Source organism: Nocardiopsis kunsanensis DSM 44524 (genome assembly GCF_000340965.1).
Taxonomy (GTDB): domain Bacteria; phylum Actinomycetota; class Actinomycetes; order Streptosporangiales; family Streptosporangiaceae; genus Nocardiopsis; species Nocardiopsis kunsanensis.
In genome coordinates this window covers 35,158-54,687 of sequence record NZ_ANAY01000028.1, presented here as the reverse complement: position 1 = coordinate 54,687, position 19,530 = coordinate 35,158, and the positions used below count along the sequence as shown (strand labels likewise).

The window sequence follows — 19,530 nt, the reverse complement described above, 5'->3', positions numbered from 1 at the left end:
GAACTCCGCCAGGGCCGGTGCCCCCGGTTCCCCGCCGGCCGCCCCTGGACGCCATGGTCCCCGTACGCCGTCAGAGCTCCTCGTCCTGGGACGGGGACGAGGGCGCGAGTGGGTCGTGCCCCACGGCCATGAGCCGCCGGCGCCATTCCTGGTCCTCGCGTTTCGGGTCGGCGAGCTCATTGCGCACGAACTCCGCGACCTCGTTCATCAACTCCACGTCGGACTCGGTCACGTCGGTCTTGCGCTTGCCCAGGATCGCCACGACCTCCTCGCCGCGGTCGGACACCGGATGGCCCGGATCGCTCGACAGCCCCTCCTCGCCGGCGGCGTCGGTGAGCAGCCACTCCCGCAGCTCCTCGCTGGACATGTTGACCACGGAGTGGAACTCCTGCCAGACGCGATCGGTCTCGGCGCTGTGCTCGGCCATGATCCCTCCTCGTTCTCTCGGCCGCGGTGTTCACGCACGGGCCCGGCGCCAGGCGACCGCCCCGACGGCGGCCAGCCCGATCGCGGTGCCCGTCACCGCGAGCCGTCTCTCGTTCAGCCACTGCTGGACACTGCTACCGCGGGACTCGTCGTCGAACACGCCGTGGGCGCCGTAGTCGCGGTCGGCGTCGAAGGGGCGGAACAGGTTGCCCTCCTTCTCCGGTTCGCCCTCACGCAACTGTCCGTCGACTTCGGTACGGCCCAGGATCAGATCGAGCACACGCGGCGCGACCCGTTGGCCGAGCGCGGTCTGGACCGTCGACGGCGCCACCCAGTAGGTGCGTCGACGCGGGTGCTCCGCCGCCCAGGCGATCGCACGTCCTGCCACCTCGGGCTGGTAGACGGGGGCCATGGGCCGGGTGGGACGGTCGGTCCGTGTGCGAACCCAGGAGAACTGCGGGGTGTTGAGGCCGGGCAGGTGGACCTCGGTGATCCGCACACGTGACCCGGAGTCGACCAGTTCGGCCCGCACGGAGTCGGTGAAGCCCCGGACGGCGTGTTTGGCTCCGCAGTAGGCGGACTGGAGAGGGATGCCCCGGTAGGCGAGTGCGGACCCCACCTGCACGATCGTGCCCCGGTCGCGGGGTTCCATCAGATTCAGAGCGGCACGGGTCCCGTTCGCGGTGCCGTGGTAACAGACGTCTGTGACCCGCCGGAACTCCTCCGGGGTCGAGTCGACGAACCGGGACATCAAGGTCGCGAATGCCGCGTTGACCCACAGGGTCACCGGTCCGAGCTCTGCCTCGGCGCGTTCTGCGGCCTCCTGCACGGCCTCGCCGTCGGCCACGTCGACCTCGGCCGTGTACACCCGCACCCCCGTGGAACGAGCCTCCTCGGCTGCGGCCCCCAGACCTTCGCTCCCCCTGGCGAGGAGCCCGAGCGAGTAACCGCGTCGGGCGAGTTCGCGGGCGGTGGCCCGTCCCACACCCCCGCTGGCGCCGCACACCACAGCGACATCGCTCTCCTCGGCTCCTCTCCTGGTCATGTGGTCGCCCCCTCTCCTCTTGCTGTCGGCGCTACCCGACCGAACCGCCACATAAGCCTCTTCCGTCTACTCGGAGGGCACCGCCGGCCCACCGTTTCGGCCGACGGGTCGTAGGGCAGTCGAGGTCCGAGGGGCCTGCACACCGAACACCGCCTGGGGGAGGCATGGAGTGGACCGGTGAGCCCGGGATCGGGGAACACGCTTTCCTATCGGACTGCGGCACCGCAGCCCTGTTGGATCCGTACGGCACGATCGACTGGCTGTGCGTACCCGACTTCGATTCCCCGCCGCTCTTGTGGAGCCTGCTGGACCGCGATCGCGGCGGCTCCTGGAGCATGCACGTGGAGGACGCCGTGCCCACGCGTCTCACGTACGCCGCCGACACCCTCGTGGCGGAGACCCTGTGGGAGGGGCCGGGCTGCCGACTGCTGTCGCAGGACCTGTTGGCGGTCCGGCCCGACGGTGAAGGGCTGCGTCCGATCGGTGTGCTCGTCCGTTTCCTGGCGTGCCTCGAAGGCCGGGCACGGATCCGTTCCACGTTCCGGGCCGGGCCGGACCTCGGCCGTGCACGCGCGGAGTGGACGGCCGTGGAGTACGGGGCGCTGCGTCTGCGGGAGGGCGTGCTCCTCTCCGGAGGTACCGCGCCGGTTCTCGACGGAGAGGGCGATCCCGCCTACCGTGTCGGCCTGGCAGCCGGCGAGTCCACGTCGCTGGTGCTCGACTACTCCCGAGGGGACCGGCAGTACGGCGTCGAAGAGGCCCGCACCCTGCTCGAGGGCTCCCGTAGGGCCTGGCGGGACTGGGCCTCGCGTACCTCCTACGAGGGCGAGGGGGCCCAGCACGTGCGGCATTCCGCCGTGGTGCTGCGCGGGCTCCTGCACGAGGAGAGCGGAGGGATGGTCGCCGCGCCCACGGCCTCGCTCCCGGAATGGCCCGGCGGACCCAGGAACTGGGACTACCGCTACGTCTGGCACCGCGATGCGCCCTTGGTCGTGCTGTCCTTCCTCAGGCTCGGACACGCCCACGAGGCCGGTTCCTACCTGCGGTACCTGCTGAGTACGACCGAGGGACCCGTCGAACGCCTGACGCCGGTCCACGGCCTCGACGGGAGGGAACCGCCCGAGGAGACCGAGGTCGACCACGTCCGCGGGTACGCCGGCTCGCGGCCGGTGAGGGTGGGCAACGACGCCGATGTCCAGCACCAGTTGGACGTCTACGGCCACGTACTGGACGCCGTGCTGACCTATCAACAGGTCGTGGGCGACCTCCCGGAGAAGAAGGTGAAGCTCGCCGACGACGTGGTCGAAGCTCTCCGTGAGGTGTGGAGGGAACCCGACAGCGGGTTCTGGGAGGTGCGTTCGGGGCAGCGCCACTGGACCAGCTCCAAGGTCTACGCGTGGGCCTGCCTGGACCGGGCCGTCCAATTGGCCCAGCATCTCGGAAGACAGGAGGAGGTCACCTTCGAGGACTGGTGCCGGGAGCGCGACGTGATCCGCGCCGAGGTCCTCGAACGCGGTTACGACCCGGGGCCAGGGACCTTCACCCAGTCCTACGGCGCACCGCGCGTCGACGGTTCCCTGCTCCGGTTGCCGCTCCTCGGATTCCTGGAGGGGGACGACCCGAGGATCACACGCACCGTGGACCGGGTGATGGAAGAGCTCGGAGGGGTCGGGGCCCTGGTCCACCGGTACGACCCCGAGGGCACCGACGACGGGCTGCGGACCCCGGAGGGCGCGTTCCTGATGTGTTCGTTCGACCTGGTCTCGGCCCTGGTGCTGGCCGGGCGGGGCGAGGAGGCCGAGGACCGGTTCCGGCGGCTGTGCGGGTCGTGCGGCGACCTCGGGCTGTTCGCCGAGGAGATGTCCGACGAGGGCGTGATGCTCGGGAACTTCCCCCAGGCCTTCACCCACTTGGCCCTGATGGAGGCAGCGGTCAACCTCCGCGACGCCGACCACACCGAGGCACTGCACATCTGGGCCCGGCACCGTGACGGCCGGGGACCGCACATCGAGAACGAGAGGGGATGACATGGCACAGGTCGAGGAGACGATCCGGCAGGAGGCCGAGGAGTACCAGGGGGACAGTGATCAACCGCTCGGCGGGTACGCCCTCACGGCCGCCGCCTATCTCGGGCTGGTGGGCGCGGGGCTCCTCGTGGTGCGCCGCCGCCGCGACGCCGGACCGGGGAGCACCGTGGGACCGTGGGACCTGGTCCTGATGTCCTTGGCCACGCACAAGGCATCGCGCATGGTGGCCAAGGATCCCGTGACCAGCCCGCTGAGAGCCCTGTTCACCCGGTTCCGCGGTGTCTCCGCCCCGGCCGAACTGGCGGAGGAACCAAGGGGTGAGGGCGGCCGACGGACCGTGGGCGAACTCGTCGCCTGCCCGTTCTGCCTTGCGCAGTGGGTCGCGACGGGTTACGCGTTCGGCCTGGTACTTGCACCCCGTTTCACCAGGTCTGCGGGCGCGGTACTGAGCGCGGTGGCGGTCTCCGACTGGCTCCAGCTCGCCTACGCGAAACTGCAGCAGGCACAGGAGTGAGGCCGGGCGTGCCCGCCACCGTCGGGTTTCAGACCGGCCGCTCGGTGGCGGACCCGCCTCCCTCTTCTTCCTCGTGCGCCGGCACCGGACGTTTCGGCGGATCACCGAGGACCACCCCGTAGAGCAGGTGGTCGCAGAAGAGCGCGACACGTTCGGCGGGACGCGACCGGTGCGCGTGAGCCAGGCCGAGGGCGGGCGCCACCCCGAGCTCGAAGGCCGCCCAGACGAGGATTCCGTAGACCGGCCCGGTGGCACTGTGGCTCCGCAGCCGGGCGGGTAGGAGCGAGTAGGCCGCCCCGGCCGTACCGCCGTATCCCCAGTGCGCCAGCTCGACCAGGGCCGTCCGACGGTTCTCCGGCACACTGCGCAGCAGCGACGGCGCACCCTCGGCCAGGACGGCTTCGGGCGGGGTGCGGTCGATCAGTCCGAGCCCGACGAGGAGCTGCCGGGCCCCGCTCATGGCCATGGCGCCGACCATGCCTCTCCCCAAGCCACGTGGAACACGCCGTCGGATCGGGTCCTTGTGCAGAGTGCCCATCGTTTCCTCCCCACACGGAAAGATCTCTTGGAGGTCACTGACCGTTCGGTACGGGTGTGACACCTGTGCGAGCCGAGGTTTTGCCGCAACGAGAGCGGGGGTAGGGGCAGTCCTCATCGGACCAGGAGCCGGACAGGACACGGTGATGCGGGTGGGGCCCGAACAGGAGACCGACGAGGTGTTGGGTACGGAGATCGCGAGCTGGTACGTGCGGGGGAGGCACCCGCCTCTCGTGTGCGTGCACGGCGCCGGGGTCTCCTCCCGGCAGACCATGCCGCTGTTGGAGGCGCTCGACGGCAGGATCGAGACGTGGGCGCTGGACATGCCCGGGTACGGCCGGAGTGGGAACCCGGGCCGCTTCCTGCACGTGGCGGAGATGGCCGACGTCCTCGTGCAGTGGCTCCGGGAACGGGGACTGCAGGACCCCTGCCTCCTGGGTGTCTCCCTGGGAACCCAGGTGGTCGCGGAGGCCGCCGCACGGGAACCGGACGCCGTGGGTTCGGTCGTCCTGGTGGGTCCGACCACCGACCCGGCCGCCCGATCGTTGCCGCTCCTGGCCCTGCGGCTCGTGCACAACAACTTCCACGAAGGGCTGGGTGTGATCCCGCAGAGCTTCCGCGACTACCGCGATGCCGGTCTGCGCCGTGTGGCGATGAGCTGGCTCGAGAGCAAGAACCACCGCATCGAGGGGGTCCTGCCGCAGGTCCACCAACCGGCGCTGGTGGTGTGGGGGACCGCCGACAAGGTGAGCCGCCACTTCTGGGCCGAGGAAGTCACGCGCATGCTCCCGCACGGCCGCCTCACCGCGATCCCGGGCGGACCGCACGCCCTGACCGCTGCGGCCCCCGGCGAGTTGGCCGACATCGTCGACGAGTTCCTCGCGGAGGATCGATGAGGGCCGAACGCGTCGTGGCCGGGTTCGACTCCGCCACCGCGCTGCTGCGAGATCTCTCCTCCCACCTGTCCGGTGCCCGTGTACCGCGCCCGGGGGAACGGCCTGGTACGGGCCAGGACCTCCTGGCCTCGGCGGGGGAGAAGGCCAACCATCTCCCGCGTGGCCTAAAGGAGAGGATCTACGCGCTCTCCGGCTGGACCGAGGCCGTGCAGCGACACAAGGTCGGCGACATCCGGTCCGACCGGCTCGCGGAGTGGGTGGCGGGCCACTACCCGAAGCAGCAGAGCGACGTCGCCTTCGTCGGCTCCTCCAACGGGGCTCTGACCCACCTGGCCGCCGCGCTGAGGGCCCCGTGGCTGCCGCAGACCCTGCTCCTCCCGGTACGCAGGCACGGGGTACCGCCGGAGGATGCCTCGGAGGACCTCCGCCGGATGCGGTCCACGGGAGAGGAACTGCTGCGCGCGAACCCCGACTGGGCGCTGCACCACATGCACGACCCCAACCAGGACCGTCTGATGGTCGCGGGCATGTGCTACTTCCGCACCAAGTGGCTCCGCCTCCCGGCCGCTTACGAACGCCACCTGCGCGATGTGCTGCGGCCCGGAGGAAGCCTGGTCGTGTCCGATTGTGCGATGACATGGCCCACCACACGTGTGGGGGAGCGGTACATCTTCCAGCACGGCGGGTTCGGGGGAGCGACCACGGACGAGCTCCAGCACGGCAGTGACCGTGTGCGTGAGTTCCTGCGCGCCTACGGCTCCGATTACACGAAGTTCGTCGCTCCCGAGCCGGACGACGAGAGCCCCGAGGCCGAGTGGGGGTTCGAACCGCGCCTTCTGGAGGACCTACGTGACCTCGCCGACCGCCAGGGGTGGAACCTGGTCCGCCTGCGCTACGACGAACCCGAGACAGTGAGCCCGCCCGTCGCCGACATCCACCGGGACTGGTACCGGGACCGCGGCCTGCCGACCGGACGCCTGCTGGTGGAGTCCTTCATGCTGATGGACACCTACGGGGCCCTGCGCACCGGTTCCGTGCCCTTCTGGACGGTGTTCAACAAGGAGCCCTCGCTGCGTGCCCTCGAGAGTTACCTCGACTCGCGTGAACCCTTCGACGAGATCCGGATGGCGCTGTTCTCCCACGGGGTCGAATCGGTGGGGCTGGCCTGGGCCGACCAGTGGGCCGGTGTGTTGGCACGGGCGCGCGAACTGGGTACCTTCCTCGGCACCGACCCCGAGTCCTTTCCCCGCGACTTCGCGGTCCTGGTGCGGTTCGGACGGGAGCTCGCGCAGGTCAGGGGCAAGCAGCCGCTTCCGTCCCCGCTCCGTTGGGAGGAAGCGGCACCGCGTCTGGACGCGGCAGAGGGCGTCGAGCTCTCCGAACTCATGCGGTGAGTGTGCGTGCAGGGGTACAGCAGGTAGTCGGCGGGTTGTCCAGGTAAATGATGAGTATTTCGGGATAGATACAGACGGACGGGACAAGATGGCAACGGTGTGGGGCCGTGTGAAAGAGGCCTACCAACGTGTGTGGGAGCGTGCGAAAGAGGCCTACCAACGTGTGTGGGAACGGCGGGGATACGAGCGGGAGACCGCCGTCCTCGTCCTCAAGTCCGCTGTGGCGGCGACGCTCGCACTGGCCGTCGGGATGCCGCTCGACCCGCAGGGTTCCTTCGTCGGGTTCGCCCCCTTCTCCGCCCTCCTGATCGTCCAGCCGAGTGTGTACGGCGCGGTGTACCAGTCGTGGCGCTACGTGGCCGCCGTGGTGGCCGGTGCGCTCTTCGCCGGTGCCGGGGGACTCACCGTCGGGCTCGAGATCTGGTCGTTCGCGTTGGCCGTGTTGGCGGCTCTGGTCGTGGGGCAGGTCAGATTCTTCGGCGGACAGGGAAAACAGGTCCCGGTGGTGGCGGCCTTCGCCCTGGCGAACGGGTCGGCCGAAAGCGTCACGGATCTGGGCCAGCTCCTCCTCATGGTGGGCCTGGGCGCGTTGTCGGCCTTGCTCACCAACCTCGTCATGGCGCCGGCCATCCGCTTCAGGGACGCGGAGAACGCGGTCCTGGACTTCACCGACACCATGCGTGACATCACCACGGGGCTCACCGAGGAACTGCGGGGGGAAGTGGACGAGAGCAGGATCGATTACTGGACACGCAGGTCCGAGAGCCTGGACAATATCGCGGACAATGCCTGGGACACGGTGGAACGCCAGGAGAACCGCGTGCGGCTGAACCCGCGGCGCCTCCTGTCCCCCCCCAACGGGTGACCACACGCCTCAGCGGGTACCGCACATGGATCCTGGCGCTCGAACGTGCCTCACGTGACATCGAGTCGATCACGAAGGGTATCCGGAACCTGTACGGAGGGCGCTACGATCACATCGAGCTGGGTGGCGAGTTCCGACACGCGTACGCGGACCTGCTGGAGGAGACCGCGAGCGTCCTCCAGGGGATCCACGATGAGCAGGAGCCCGCCCGGGACACGATCTCGGACCGGTTGGCCGAGCGTCTGGACGAGGTCCTGGCGAACGTGAGCGAGTGCCGCCGCAACCTGCTGGCGGACCCGGGTGATGAGGAACCGGCGCGCGCCGCCCAGCTCACCGACCTCTCGCGGCTCCTGGACGAACTGAACCGGGCACGGGAGCACACCGGTTGACCCGACCGCCCCGGGCCGCAGTGGCTACCCCGCGGATGACACACGGGAAACGGTCACGCAGCGTGGCCACTCCTCTGGTTAACGTGGTCGGTGCTTCCCGGGCCCTCCAGTGACGGGACACCGGGAACCATCGCTGTTCAGCCATGAGGGGGCGACATGGGGTTCTCACCGGTAGGGAAGCGTCGGGCCGCAGCGGTCGCGGGGGCGGCCTGCACCGCGGCCGTACTCGGGGCCGCCGTCGCGGGGGCCCTCACGTGGCCCACCGCCCTGCTCCTCCTCGGCTCCCTGGCGGCCGTGGCCGCCGCCGGCACCGCCGCGTTCCTGGCCCGCCGGGCCGACCGGCGCACCGCCCGCCTGCACACCGCGCTCACCCACGAACAACAGCGCCCGGACCATCCTTCCGACCGTGTCCGGGACAAGGCCGCCGGACGTGCCCGCGCCAAGGCCGAGGAACTCTTCTCCGACGGGCGCATCCAGGAGGCCGCCGACGAACTCGCACCCCACACGGCCCACGACGAGGCAGCGGCCCGCCGACACCATGACTATCTCAGCCACCGCCGGAGCATCGGCCCGCTGCCGCCCCTGCCCGAACCCCCGATCGTCGCACGGATCCCCGTCCCAGGCCGGGTCCTGCACGTGGTCACCAACTCACTCCCGGGCACCCAGGCCGGTTACACCGTGCGCACCCAGCGCATCCTCGCCGCCCAGCGTGCCGCCGGCCTCGATGCCCGCGCCGTCACCTTCGCCGGGTATCCCGCCCCCAAGGACCAGGACACCGAACGCTACGTCGATGTCGAGGGGGTTCCCTACCACCGCATCGAACCGGGCCGCCGCTACCCCGGCATGTTCGAACGCATCGACGCCTCCGTCCACGCGGTCACCGAGCTCGCACGGGAACTGCGCCCGGCGGTCCTGCACGCGGCCAGCGGCAACAAGAACGGCACCATCGCCCTCAACGTCGGCCGCGCCCTCGGTATCCCCGTCGTCTACGAACTGCGCGGCCTCCTGGAGGAGAGCTGGCTGACCGGCCCCGGGTCCCACGACCGTCGCGGCAGCGAATGGTTCCGCCTCACCCTGCAGCGCGAGACCGACCTGGTCCGTGAGGCCGACGCCGTGGTCACCCTCGCCGACACCATGCGTGACCGGATCCTGGAACGCGGTGCGGACCCTGAACGGGTCTTCCTGGCCCCCAACGCCGTCGACGAGAGTCTGCTGGACGAACGCCCCGACGGCGCCGCCTTCCGTGCCGCACACGGCATCGGCCAGGAGGAGTTCGTCGTCGGCTCGGTCTCCAGCCTCCACCCCTACGAGGGGTTCGGTACGCTCCTGGAGGCCGCCGCCCTCATGCGTGATCGCGACCGCGAGGTACGGGTCCTGCTGGTGGGCGACGGCCAGGACCGCGGGGACCTGCTCGCTCTCGCCGAACGCCTGGGCATCGCGGACATGTGCGTGTTCCCCGGCCGGGTCGAGCCCGCCGACGCACTGTGTGCCCAGGCCTCCCTCGACGTGATGGTCGTCCCGCGCCTGGACACCGGTGTGGCCCGGCTGGTGACACCGCTCAAACCGGTGGAGGCCATGGCCTACGGGGTCCCGGTGGTGGCCAGTGACCTGCCGGCGCTGCGAGAGCTCCTCGCCGACGGCCGGGCCGGGAGCCTGGTGCCGCCGGCGGACCCGGAGGCCCTCGCCGAAGCGGTCACCAGACTCCGCAAGGACGACACCCACCGCCAGGGACAGGTCGCCGAGGCGTTGGAGGAGGTGCGCAGGTTCCGTACCTGGCCGAGCGTCGTGGAGACCTACCAGCAGGTCTACACCCGAGTCGGAGCCCACGCCCTCGGCTGAGACCGGATCAGTCCCGGCCGGGCACCAGCCCGCGTACGAGGACCTCCTCGGCCAGGACCCGGCGCAGCTCGTCGCGCTCCCCGGGGTGGCCCGGGTGTCCGCTGCGTTCACGGAGTTCGTCCCGGAGCGCGCTCAGCACCCGGTCACCGACCAGTGCGTCGGCCACCGACCCGGCCTCCAACCCCTCACGCCACTGGCGCAGGGCGTCCAGACGGCCGTGCTCGACCGCTTCCCTCGTCAGGTGGAAGAGACTGTCGACGTTGTGCTCGTGGGCGTCCTCGTCGAGCAGGTCCACGTCGAGGACCACGACCGGGCGGGGTGTACCACCGTCCGGGTCGGGCCGCAGGTGGTAGAGGCGCCACAACCGGCCGTTGGTGAGTACGACCCACTCGGCCCCCTCCTCCGCGGCCAGGCGACGGGACATCTGGATGTTGCGCAGGTCCAGTTCGGCACCCACCCCGCGCACCTCGATCGGTGCGAACAGGGCGCCGTCCAGTACCACCGCGTAGTCGATGGAGTCGCCGCTGGTGCGGTACTCGGTGGTGAGGTCCTGGTACTTGCTGAAGTTGAGGCCCATGCTGAAGAAGTCGGCGACCAGCAACCGGGTGTCGCCGTCGTTGGCGTCGCGTTCGACCAGGTCGGCGAGGGGACCGGAGAACCGGTCCAGGGCCGCCTCCACCCTGCCCCGGACGGTGCGTTCCCAGCCCATCGTGGTGGTGAACTCGCCCGTCCTGCTCATGACCTGGGTGTCTTCAGCGTCCATCTGTGTACCGTTTCCGAGTTGTCGGCGAAGCCCCTTCGGGGCCTCCGGCACCGGGCGGCCCGCGACGAAGGGGGAAGTTGCGGGCACGATCGTATCGCTCCCGGAGGCTCCGTACAGCGGGGCGGTCCGCAGCTCCGGGGAGCACGGTGCAGCCCCCGGGGTGACGGGGCACCGGCGAGGTGCGGTTACGGTGCATTGGGACCACGACGGGTGCGGGGCGCACTCCCCCGGCCGGACCTCGTGCCGGGCCCCGGCCTTCCGGCGGGCGCTGCGGCCGTGGGGCCTGCATGTTCGCCCGAACGGGGGCGGGGCACCTGGGCTCGGACACCGTCCGCACCCGCCCGAGTCTTGCAGGAAGGTACGACATGAGTAAGCCACATCTGGATCCCTTTCCCGGTCCTGAGGCCGGCACGTCCTCCGGGAGGGCCCGGTGAACGGTGACAACGGCCTCCTCGCGACCCAGGACATCCGCCTGATCGTGACCGGGGGCGGAACGGGAGGGCACACCTACCCGGCCCTGACGACCGTGAACGCCCTGCGCACACGCCTCGCCCAGGGCGGATTCTCCCTGGACGTGAAATGGGTGGGTGCCGAGAACAGCCTGGAGTCGCGGGTGGCGGCGTCGAACGGGATCCCGTTCGACGCCGTGGCCACCGGCAAGGTCCGGCGGGCCAGCAACCCGCTGAAGATGATCTCGCCGGCCAACATCAAGGACATGACCAACGTGCCCAGGGGCGCGGCACAGGCCTGCTCGCTCATCTCCGACTTCGCCCCGGACGTCGTCCTGGCGACCGGCGGGTACGTCGCCGTCCCGGTCGGCCTGGCCGCCAAGCTCGCCCGCCGGCCCCTGGTCGTGCACGAACAGACCGTACGTCTGGGGCTGGCCAACAAGGTCCTGGCCCGCACGGCCGCGCGCATGGCGGTCTCCTCCGAGTCCACGGTCGGGCTGCTCCCGGACGACGCCCGCGACTACGCGGTAGTGACCGGCAACCCGGTGCGTCCGGAGATCTTCGAGGGCCGTGCGGACCGCGCCGTGCAGGCCCTGGGTTTCACCGGCCACGACCCCGGCCGCCCCACCGTCTACGTCACCGGCGGCGCCCAGGGGTCGAAGCAGATCAACGACACCGTGGGCGCACTGCTGCCGTGGCTGCTGGCACGCGCCAACGTCGTCCACCAGTGCGGGGCCTCCCACCTGGAGCCGCTGCGTGAGGCGGCGAGTGAACTCCCGCCGGGCCTGCAGGAGCGGTACCACCTGACCGACTTCGTGGGCCCGGAACTGCCGGATGTCCTCGCTCTGGCCGACGTGGTCGTCTCACGCAGCGGTGCGGGCACGATCGCCGAACTGACCGCGCTGGGCAAGGCGTCGGTGCTCGTCCCGTTGGCGACCTCGGCCGGGGACGAACAGCGCCACAACGCCGAGCACCTGCAGGAAACGGGCGCGGCGGCAGCACTGGTGTCGGATGTGGGGCCGGACACGCTGCGGCAGGTGGCCGAACCCCTGTTGGCCGACCCGGTCCGGCGGGTTCGGATGGCCGAGCGCGCGCGTGAGCACGGGCGTCCCGACGCCGCCGACCGGCTAGTGGACGTGGTGCTCTCGGCCGCGCGCCAGTGAGCGGGCCCCGCGGTCCGGTCTCAGACACGGACCCGGCGGCGGCCGGTGGCGTTGAGCAGCCCGGCCCCCAGGACGACCACGAGCATCAGTCCGGCCGGGAGCATCAGGCCGGTCCCCACGCCGGTCTGGGCGGCCACGGCCCCGATGACCGGTGACCCCACCAGAGGGCCGGCGTAGCCCATCGACGCGACGGTGCCCATGTTGGTGCCCACGCGTTGCGGGTCGATGTCGGCCGCGGCGTTGAGGATCTGCGGGACCAGGCACGACAGCCCCAGCCCTACCAGGGAGAACCCGGCCAGGGCGGCCGAGGCGAGCGGGACCGAGAGGGCCAGCACGAACCCGGTGAAGGCCGTGGCCGCGCCTGCGCGGACCAGGAGCGTCCGCCCCAGGAGCAGGGTCAGCCTGTCGCCCATGAGGCGGCCGCACGCCATGGCGACGGTGAACGCCGCGAACACGCTGGCAGCCATGGTTTCGCTCGTCCCCACCGACTCCTGGGCGAAGAGGGCGCTCCAGTCCTGGACGGAGCTCTCGGCCAGCACGCCCATGAGGGCGAGGCCACCCAGCAGCAGCACCATGGGCGATGTGCTCGGCCGGAACCGGGGACGTCGGGCCATCGGCTGGGGACGGGTGGTCTCTTCCTGCGGCATGGTGCGCAGGAGGGTGCGTGCCGTGCCCAGGGCGACCACGACCAGGGCCAGGCCGGCCGCCTGGAACGTGGTGAACGGGTCCAGGTTCAGACGGGTCGAGGCCACACCTGTGAGTGCCCCGGCGCAGCCGCCGATGGACACGAAGGCGTGGAAGGTCGACAGCATGGACCGCCTCTGGAAGTTCTGCAGGCGAGCGGCCTGCATGTTGACGCTGACGTTCAGGAACGACTGACAGCTGCCCAGCACGAGCAGGGCGATGGTCAGGTGGAGGGCCCCGGTGGCGGTGCCGGGCAGCAGCAGCGCCACCGAGGCCGCGATGGCCACGGGCACGATGGCGCGCCGGGGGCCGATCCGGTCGAGCACCGCGCCTCCGGAGCGGGCGGTGATCGTGGCCGCTACCCCCATGCTGAACAGGGCGATGCCGAGGGCGTCGGGCCCCACCTCGCTCTGTGCCGTGACGGCGGGGATACGGGAGGCCCAGATGGGCAGCAGTGCTCCGGTGATGAAGAAATAGGCCGACAGAGCGGCCCGGGCGCGCCTGGCGGTGGCCCATGTGTCGGTGTTCCGGGCGTGGGTCTCTGGGGTGTCGGGTTTCAAGGACACGCTCCACTCTCGAAGAGCCGGATCTGAGAACTCGGCCGCTGCCAAGAAAAGTCCGGGGTGTCAGCGCGCGGACTTTCGCGGTCCCGGGTGCAGCAACAGAAAAAGTGGCCGAGAAAATTGAGGCTACAAGACTCACCCGACAACAAAAAGCCTTTTGTGCCCGATCCAACCTTTCGTGAATCATGAAACGGGTGCTATTTTCGCACTTGAGAGGGGTTGTGGTGCTGTGTGCGGGTCGTTTTGGGGAGGGCTGGAAGGGTCGTTCGTCCCGTGGAGCGGGCAAGGATTGACTTGCGGTTTTTGTGGTGTGCAATTCGCCCTGGGTTTGCGGGGACAATGCTTCTTATGTTGCTTTCGGGAAAGTTATTTATTTTCCTGGTTGCGTTGGCTGGGTGAAAATTTTTGCCGCGCCCGGGCGTGAGAAAAGTGGGTGATCCGACACACAAAGAGCCGCCCGGGCGGGGCGGCTCGGCAGGGGATGGTGCGGGGTGGTGGGGCATTGAACCCAGCAGGGGAGTTAGGTTAGGCTAATCTTCGTTCGCTTCCGCCGTAGTGGAAGCCGTACTCTCCCCTTCTCCCAGGAAGAACAGGCCGACCCATGCACATCGCCCTCAGAAGTCTCGGCGCCAGCGTAGCCGCTACGGTCCTGGCCGCGGCCCTGACGTCCTGCGGGGACGACGGGGACAGCGGCGAGGACGCTGCCTCGGGTGAAGGGTTCCCCGTCACCGTCGAGAGCGCGCTCGGAACAGCTGAGATCCCCGACACGCCCGAACGTGTGGTCACACTCGGCCAGGGCTCCGCCGAAACCTCCATCGCCCTGGGCAACGTCCCCGTGGGGGTCGAGGAGTACGAGTGGGGCAGTGACGAGACCGGCTACCTGCCCTGGATCCACGAAGCCGTCACCGAAGAGGGCGAGGAGCTGCCCGAGCAGTTCCGGGGCGGCGAGGACATCGACTTCGAGGCCATCATCGAACTCGAACCCGACGTCATCCTCGCCCCGTGGTCCGGCATCACCCAGGACGACTACGACATCCTGGCGGACATCGCACCCACGGTCGCCTACCCCGACCTGCCGTGGAGCACCGACTGGGACCAGCAGATCGAACTCATCGGCAAGGCGCTCGGCCAACCCGACGAAGCAACCGGCCTCATCGAGGACATCGAGAACACACTCGCCGAGACCGCCGAGGAGAACCCCCAGTTCGAGGACGTCACGTTCTCCTACATCTACACCGACGGTCCCGGCACGCTCGGCGTCTTCCTCCCCGACGAGCAGCGGGTGGCGATGGTCCGCGGCATGGGCCTGACCGTCGACCCGGTCGTCGAGGAGTTCCCCGAGACCGAGGGGACCGACTCCGCACTCATCGGTCTGGAGAACGCCGACCAGCTCTCCGACAGCGACCTCGTCTTCACCTTCTACAGCAACGAGGAGGACCGCGAGGAGATCCAGAGCCAGGAGCTCTACAGCGCCATCCCCGCCGTGGAGAACGACGCCGTGGTCGCCAGCGAGAACAACGCCTTCGTCACCGCCACCTCGCTCATCAACCCCCTCACCGTTCCCTGGGTCACCGAACGCTACGTGCCCATGATCGACGAGGCCCTCGAGAACGCCGAAGGCTGACCGAGAACCCACGATGGCAACACAGACGACCGCGGCTACGGGCCCCGACCGGCGCACACGCCCCGGTGGGGTCCGTGTCGCTCTCATGTTCGGCCTGGCCGCGGCCGCCCTGGCCGGCGCGGCCGTGCTCAGCCTGGTCATGGGCAGCCGCATCACCACACCCGCAGACGTCATCGGAGCGCTCACCGGCACCGGTGAAGAATTCACCACCACGGTCGTGGAATCGCGCTATCCCCGTACCGTCCTGGGCATCATGGCCGGCGCCTCCCTGGCCCTGGCGGGCACCCTCATGCAGGGCATCACCCGCAACCCCCTCGCCGACCCGGGCCTGCTCGGTGTCAACGCCGGCGCCGCCGCGGCCGTGGTCACGGTGACCGCAGTGGCCGGCCCCACCACCGTCACCGGCACCGTCTGGGCGGCCCTGCCCGGCGCGGTGCTGGCCGGCGCAGCCGCCTACACCGTGGGCACCCGCGGAGGCGACGGCGGCATGGTGCGCCTGATCCTGGCCGGAGCGGTCATCTCCGCCGTCCTGACCGCCTATGTGCAGGCCATCGCTCTCAGCCTGCCCGACTCCTTCGACAGCTACCGTTACTGGGTCGTCGGCTCCCTGGCCGGACGCAGCTTCGACGTCTTCTGGGCCGCACTGCCCGTCGTCGGCGCCGGGCTCGTGCTCGCCCTGTGCGTCATGGGCGGGCTCAACGCCATGGCCCTGGGCCGGGAGGCCGCCGTCTCCCTCGGGGTGTCCACGGCCTGGGTCCAAGGCGGTGGACTGGTCGCAGCGACCCTGCTCGCGGCCGGCGCCACCGCCGCCGTCGGCCCCATCGCCTTCGTCGGACTCGCGGTGCCCCACGTCGTGCGCGCCATGGTCGGCGTGGACTTCCGGCTCCAAGTGCCCTTCGCGCTCCTGGTCGGCCCCACGCTGCTGCTGCTCTCCGACGTCGTGGGCCGCACCCTTCTCCGTCCGACCGAACTCATGGTCGGTGTCGTCACCGCGTTCGTCGGGGCGCCCGTGCTGCTCTACGCCATTCGCCGGATGAGGAGTACCGCGTGAGCCGCCAGACCACCCTCGCCTCCCGCACACAGCAAGCACAGCCCGCACCGGAAGCCGAGTACGGGCCGCCGCCGGGCGTGCTGGTCCTGCGCCTGGGCCGTGTCGGTGCACTGCCGATCCGCCACCGGTCCCTGACCGTCTGGCTCCTGATCACGGCCGCAGTGCTCGGGGCCTCCGCCGTCACCCTCACCATCGGCGACCTCGGCATCTCCCTCACCCAGCTCCCGAGCCTCCTGACCGGCGGGGGAGAGGCCACCGACCGCTTCGTGCTCTCCCGGCTGCGCGGCCCACGCCTCCTGGTCGGTGTCGGGGTGGGCGCCGCGCTCGGTGTCGCCGGCGCCCTCTTCCAGGCCGTGACCCGCAACCCTCTGGGCAGTCCCGACGTCATCGGTCTCGGCGCCGGGGCAGGAGCCGGCGCGTCCGTGGCCGCACTCATCGCTCCGGGGGCCGTGCCCGTCCCCCTCGGCGCGCTCCTCGGCGCGGGGATCGCCATCGGGCTGGTCACCCTGTCCACCGGGACGGGACTGCGCCATCCGGGACGCATCATCGTGGCCGGTATCGGCGTGTCCGCCATGGCCCAGGCCTTCACCCACTTCGTCGTCGCCTTCATCGCCCGCGACGAGGCGACCTCCCTGGCCACCTACCTCAACGGCAGCCTCACAGCCCGCGACTGGGGACACGCAGGCATCATCTGGGGTGCGCTGCTGTTCTGCCTGCCCGTCCTGCTGTACCTGGCCGGTCCGGTCCGGCTCGGCGAGATGGGTGACGAGACCTCCCAGACCCTCGGCGCACCCGCCAGGACCACCCGTACGGTCGCCGTCCTCATGTCGGTCCTGCTCTCGGCCGCTGCCGTGAGTGTGGCCGGACCGATCTCGTTCGTGGCCCTGACCGCTCCGCAGATCGCCCGGCGCATGGCCGGTGCAGGAGGCCCCAGCCTGGTCCTGTCCGCTGCCGTCGGCGCCCTCCTGATCGTGTGCGCCGACCTGGTCGTCCAACGGGTACCCCTCGGTGAGGGGCTGCCCGTGGGCATCGTCACCATGGCCCTGGGAGGCATCTACCTGGGCCACCTGCTCATCCGTGAATGGCGAAAGGGAACCCTTTGAGCGCCCCCTCCAACGCCGTACTGGCCGCCCGGTCGCTGACGCTGGGCTACGGCGCCGACCCGGTCGTGCACGGGGTCGACCTCGAGATCGACCCCGGCGAGTTCACCGTCGTCGTCGGCCCCAACGGGTGCGGCAAATCGACCCTGCTCAAGGCACTGGGGAGGGTGAACCGACCCATGTCCGGGCAGGTGATGCTGCACGGCCGCGACCTGCGCACCCGACGCACCAAGGCGGTCGCCCGCGAGCTCGCCCTGCTGCCGCAGAGCCCCGTGGTGCCCGACGGGGTCACGGTGCGCTCCCTCGTCGAGCGGGGCCGGTTCGCCCACCACACGTTGCTGCGCCAATGGAGCCCCGAGGACGAGCAGGCCATCGCCGAAGCGCTCGACCTCACCGCCACCGCCGACCTGGCCGAAGTGCCGCTGGCCTCCCTCTCCGGCGGGCAGCGCCAACGCGCGTGGGTGGCGATGGTGCTGGCCCAGGACACCGGTGTGCTGCTGCTGGACGAGCCGACCACCTACCTCGACATCGCCCACCAGTACGACCTGTTGCAGCTCTTCGCGCGGCTGCACCGGCGCGGGCGCACGGTCGTCGCCGTGCTGCACGACCTGGCGCAGGCCGCCCGGTTCGCCACACGCCTGATCATGATGGACGGCGGCCGTGTGGTCGCCGACGGCGCCCCGCACGAGGTCGTCACCAGTGACCTCGTCGGTGAGGTCTTCGGTCTGGCCTGCGACGTCGTACCCGACCCGCGCACCGGTACCCCGCTGGTGATCCCGCACGAGGAGCCCGTCGCCGGCTGAGACCCCACATCCGGACGTACAGGTCACGGTGCTCTGGGTGGACCAGGTCCTCGGCATGCATCGGTGGACCGCTCCCACAGAGTGGCGTCCGTGCTGTGCCAACACGGCCTTGTGGCCGCACACGGGCATCGCGGGCCGGTCCTTCCGAGGTTTTCCGGTGTCACCCGTCGGCGGTCAGCCTCACGAGCGGGGCGCCCTCGTCGTCGAAGGCCACGTACACGGCGCCGTCCTGCGGGCCGACAGCCACGTCGCGCACCCTGAGACCCTCCTCGACCAACAGCTCCTCGGCCTCTTCGACCTCCCTGCCGTCGACGGTGAACCGGGCCAGGTACTGCTGTCCCAGGCCCGCCACCAGCAGGTCGCCGTCCCAGGACGGGAACTCCCCGCCCTCGTAGAAGGCCGCCCCGGCCGGCGGGAACCCGTCCGATCCGCACTCCCAGTGGTGCACCGGGGCCTCCACGTCCTCGCGCTCGAACGGGTCGTCACCCACGGGCACGTCGGTCCCGTACTCGCAGCCGGTGTGTGCGACCGGCCAACCGTGGTTCTGGCCGCCCTCGATCGTGCGCAGGGAGTCGCCCTCCTGCTCGCCGTGCTCGCTCAGCCAGATCCGGCCGGTTCCGGGCTGGACGGCGATGCCCTGCGCGTTCCGGTGTCCGTAGGTGAAGATCTCGTCTGTGACCTCGTCGTCGTCCACGAACGGGTTGTCCCCGGGTACCGAACCGTCGCGTTCCAGGCGCACCGTGGTGCCGAGTGTGTTCGAGGTGTCCTGCGCCGGGTGGTCGGCGAACTCCTTGCTTCCCCGGTCGCCGAGGGTCACGATGAGCTTGCCGTCGGCGTCGAAGGCCAGCACCGACCCGAAGTGCTCGCCGCTTGTGTCCGGCTCACCGGTGAAGAGCACCTCGAAGCCCCGCAGGCTGCCCTCGTCGGCGTCGAGCTGTCCGCGGCCCACGTGGGTGCTGGTGGTGCCCTCGCCGTCCCCGGCGGAGTAGGTGAGGTAGACCCACGGTTCCTCGGGATACTCCGGGTCGACCGCGACGTCGAGGAGGCCGCCCTGCCCCTCAGCGGTGACCTCGGGGGTCCCGCTGATCTGCGTGGTCCCACCGCTCTCGGTGTCCACCAGCGACAGGGCGCCGGTGACCTGGGTGACCAGCAGATCCCCGGAATCGGGCAGGAACGCCGTGCCCCAGGCCTGGCCCAGGTCGTCGACGACCGTCTCCACTCGGACCCCGGGCCCGTTCCCGCCCGTGCCCGAGATGTTGTCGGCGATGTCCGGGGCGCCGTCGGGGCCGTCACCACCCAGGACGAAGAACGCGGCCGCAACCACGACGGCCGACGCCGCTGCCACGGCTATTGCGATACGGGTCCTCGCGTTCAAACGGTTCTCCCGGAACAGGGGGC

At 70.5% G+C, this 19,530-nt stretch carries 18 protein-coding genes; 12 read left to right on the top strand and 6 right to left on the bottom strand.

The annotated features are described in order from the left end of the window. Window positions 1–70: 70 nt before the first annotated feature. Window positions 71–427 carry a DUF3140 domain-containing protein gene (locus tag D456_RS0117355; protein WP_017577453.1) on the bottom strand — a complete coding sequence of 119 codons (357 nt, stop codon included), beginning with the start codon at window positions 425–427 and terminating at the stop codon, window positions 71–73. Window positions 428–457: 30 nt separating this feature from the next. Further along, window positions 458–1,471 (bottom strand): SDR family oxidoreductase, encoded by a 1,014-nt coding sequence (locus tag D456_RS0117350; RefSeq protein WP_017577452.1) that lies wholly within the window; start codon window positions 1,469–1,471, stop codon window positions 458–460. A 164-nt stretch (window positions 1,472–1,635) separates the two neighbouring features. Here D456_RS0117350 and D456_RS0117345 point away from each other — a divergent pair, with 164 nt between their 5' ends. Together D456_RS0117345 and D456_RS0117340 are read left to right on the top strand one after the other, a co-directional pair. Then, window positions 1,636–3,498, top strand: coding sequence for a glycoside hydrolase family 15 protein (locus tag D456_RS0117345; RefSeq protein ID WP_017577451.1), 1,863 nt, complete (start codon window positions 1,636–1,638; stop codon window positions 3,496–3,498). Between the two features lies 1 nt (window position 3,499). Then, complete coding sequence (locus D456_RS0117340; protein ID WP_017577450.1) at window positions 3,500–4,012, top strand: DUF1360 domain-containing protein; 513 nt, start codon at window positions 3,500–3,502, stop codon at window positions 4,010–4,012. A gap of 28 nt (window positions 4,013–4,040) precedes the next feature. Here the strand turns inward: D456_RS0117340 and D456_RS0117335 are convergent, their stop codons facing one another. Next, a complete protein-coding gene (locus tag D456_RS0117335) occupies window positions 4,041–4,490 on the bottom strand; it encodes a hypothetical protein (RefSeq protein ID WP_017577449.1) in 450 nt (149 codons plus the stop codon). 205 nt (window positions 4,491–4,695) lie between these two features. Between D456_RS0117335 and D456_RS0117330 the strand changes: the two genes are divergently transcribed. From D456_RS0117330 to D456_RS0117315, 5 genes are all read left to right on the top strand, one after another. Then, window positions 4,696–5,445 (top strand): alpha/beta fold hydrolase, encoded by a 750-nt coding sequence (locus D456_RS0117330; RefSeq protein ID WP_017577448.1) that lies wholly within the window; start codon window positions 4,696–4,698, stop codon window positions 5,443–5,445. Then, window positions 5,442–6,839, top strand: a complete 1,398-nt coding sequence (locus D456_RS0117325) for a hypothetical protein (RefSeq protein WP_017577447.1) — start codon at window positions 5,442–5,444, stop codon at window positions 6,837–6,839. The genes D456_RS0117330 and D456_RS0117325 overlap by 4 nt, the downstream gene beginning before the upstream one ends. A gap of 88 nt (window positions 6,840–6,927) precedes the next feature. Then, a complete protein-coding gene (locus tag D456_RS24420) occupies window positions 6,928–7,704 on the top strand; it encodes an aromatic acid exporter family protein (RefSeq protein WP_017577446.1) in 777 nt (258 codons plus the stop codon). Beyond that, a complete protein-coding gene (locus D456_RS27575; RefSeq protein WP_017577445.1) occupies window positions 7,701–8,093 on the top strand; it encodes a hypothetical protein in 393 nt (130 codons plus the stop codon). Before D456_RS24420 ends, D456_RS27575 begins: the two co-directional genes overlap by 4 nt. Window positions 8,094–8,249: 156 nt before the next feature. Beyond that, window positions 8,250–9,932, top strand: a complete 1,683-nt coding sequence (locus tag D456_RS0117315; RefSeq protein WP_017577444.1) for a glycosyltransferase family 4 protein — start codon at window positions 8,250–8,252, stop codon at window positions 9,930–9,932. A 7-nt stretch (window positions 9,933–9,939) separates the two neighbouring features. Here D456_RS0117315 and D456_RS0117310 read toward each other — a convergent pair whose 3' ends face one another. After that, window positions 9,940–10,695, bottom strand: coding sequence for a hypothetical protein (locus D456_RS0117310; protein WP_017577443.1), 756 nt, complete (start codon window positions 10,693–10,695; stop codon window positions 9,940–9,942). Between the two features lie 430 nt (window positions 10,696–11,125). On the opposite strand from D456_RS0117310, the gene D456_RS0117305 reads away from it, so the two are divergent. Beyond that, window positions 11,126–12,307 (top strand): UDP-N-acetylglucosamine--N-acetylmuramyl-(pentapeptide) pyrophosphoryl-undecaprenol N-acetylglucosamine transferase, encoded by a 1,182-nt coding sequence (locus D456_RS0117305; RefSeq protein WP_017577442.1) that lies wholly within the window; start codon window positions 11,126–11,128, stop codon window positions 12,305–12,307. Between the two features lie 20 nt (window positions 12,308–12,327). On the opposite strand, the gene D456_RS0117300 is transcribed toward D456_RS0117305, so the two are convergent. Further along, complete coding sequence (locus D456_RS0117300; protein WP_026115967.1) at window positions 12,328–13,557, bottom strand: MFS transporter; 1,230 nt, start codon at window positions 13,555–13,557, stop codon at window positions 12,328–12,330. A gap of 598 nt (window positions 13,558–14,155) precedes the next feature. Here D456_RS0117300 and D456_RS0117295 point away from each other — a divergent pair. From D456_RS0117295 to D456_RS0117280, 4 genes are read left to right on the top strand one after another with little or no spacing between them, the layout of a single operon-like run. Beyond that, on the top strand, window positions 14,156–15,178 hold the full coding sequence (locus D456_RS0117295; RefSeq protein ID WP_017577440.1) for an iron-siderophore ABC transporter substrate-binding protein: 1,023 nt from the start codon (window positions 14,156–14,158) through the stop codon (window positions 15,176–15,178). A 13-nt stretch (window positions 15,179–15,191) separates the two neighbouring features. Continuing rightward, window positions 15,192–16,229, top strand: a complete 1,038-nt coding sequence (locus tag D456_RS0117290) for a FecCD family ABC transporter permease (RefSeq protein WP_026115966.1) — start codon at window positions 15,192–15,194, stop codon at window positions 16,227–16,229. Next, window positions 16,226–17,332 carry a FecCD family ABC transporter permease gene (locus D456_RS0117285; RefSeq protein WP_017577438.1) on the top strand — a complete coding sequence of 369 codons (1,107 nt, stop codon included), beginning with the start codon at window positions 16,226–16,228 and terminating at the stop codon, window positions 17,330–17,332. Before D456_RS0117290 ends, D456_RS0117285 begins: the two co-directional genes overlap by 4 nt. Continuing rightward, window positions 17,329–18,132: an ABC transporter ATP-binding protein gene (locus tag D456_RS0117280; RefSeq protein WP_017577437.1), complete on the top strand. Its 804-nt coding sequence runs from the start codon at window positions 17,329–17,331 to the stop codon at window positions 18,130–18,132. The genes D456_RS0117285 and D456_RS0117280 overlap by 4 nt, the downstream gene beginning before the upstream one ends. Window positions 18,133–18,292: 160 nt before the next feature. Here the strand turns inward: D456_RS0117280 and D456_RS0117275 are convergent, their stop codons facing one another. After that, window positions 18,293–19,507 (bottom strand): PQQ-dependent sugar dehydrogenase, encoded by a 1,215-nt coding sequence (locus D456_RS0117275; RefSeq protein WP_026115965.1) that lies wholly within the window; start codon window positions 19,505–19,507, stop codon window positions 18,293–18,295. Window positions 19,508–19,530: the final 23 nt, after the last annotated feature.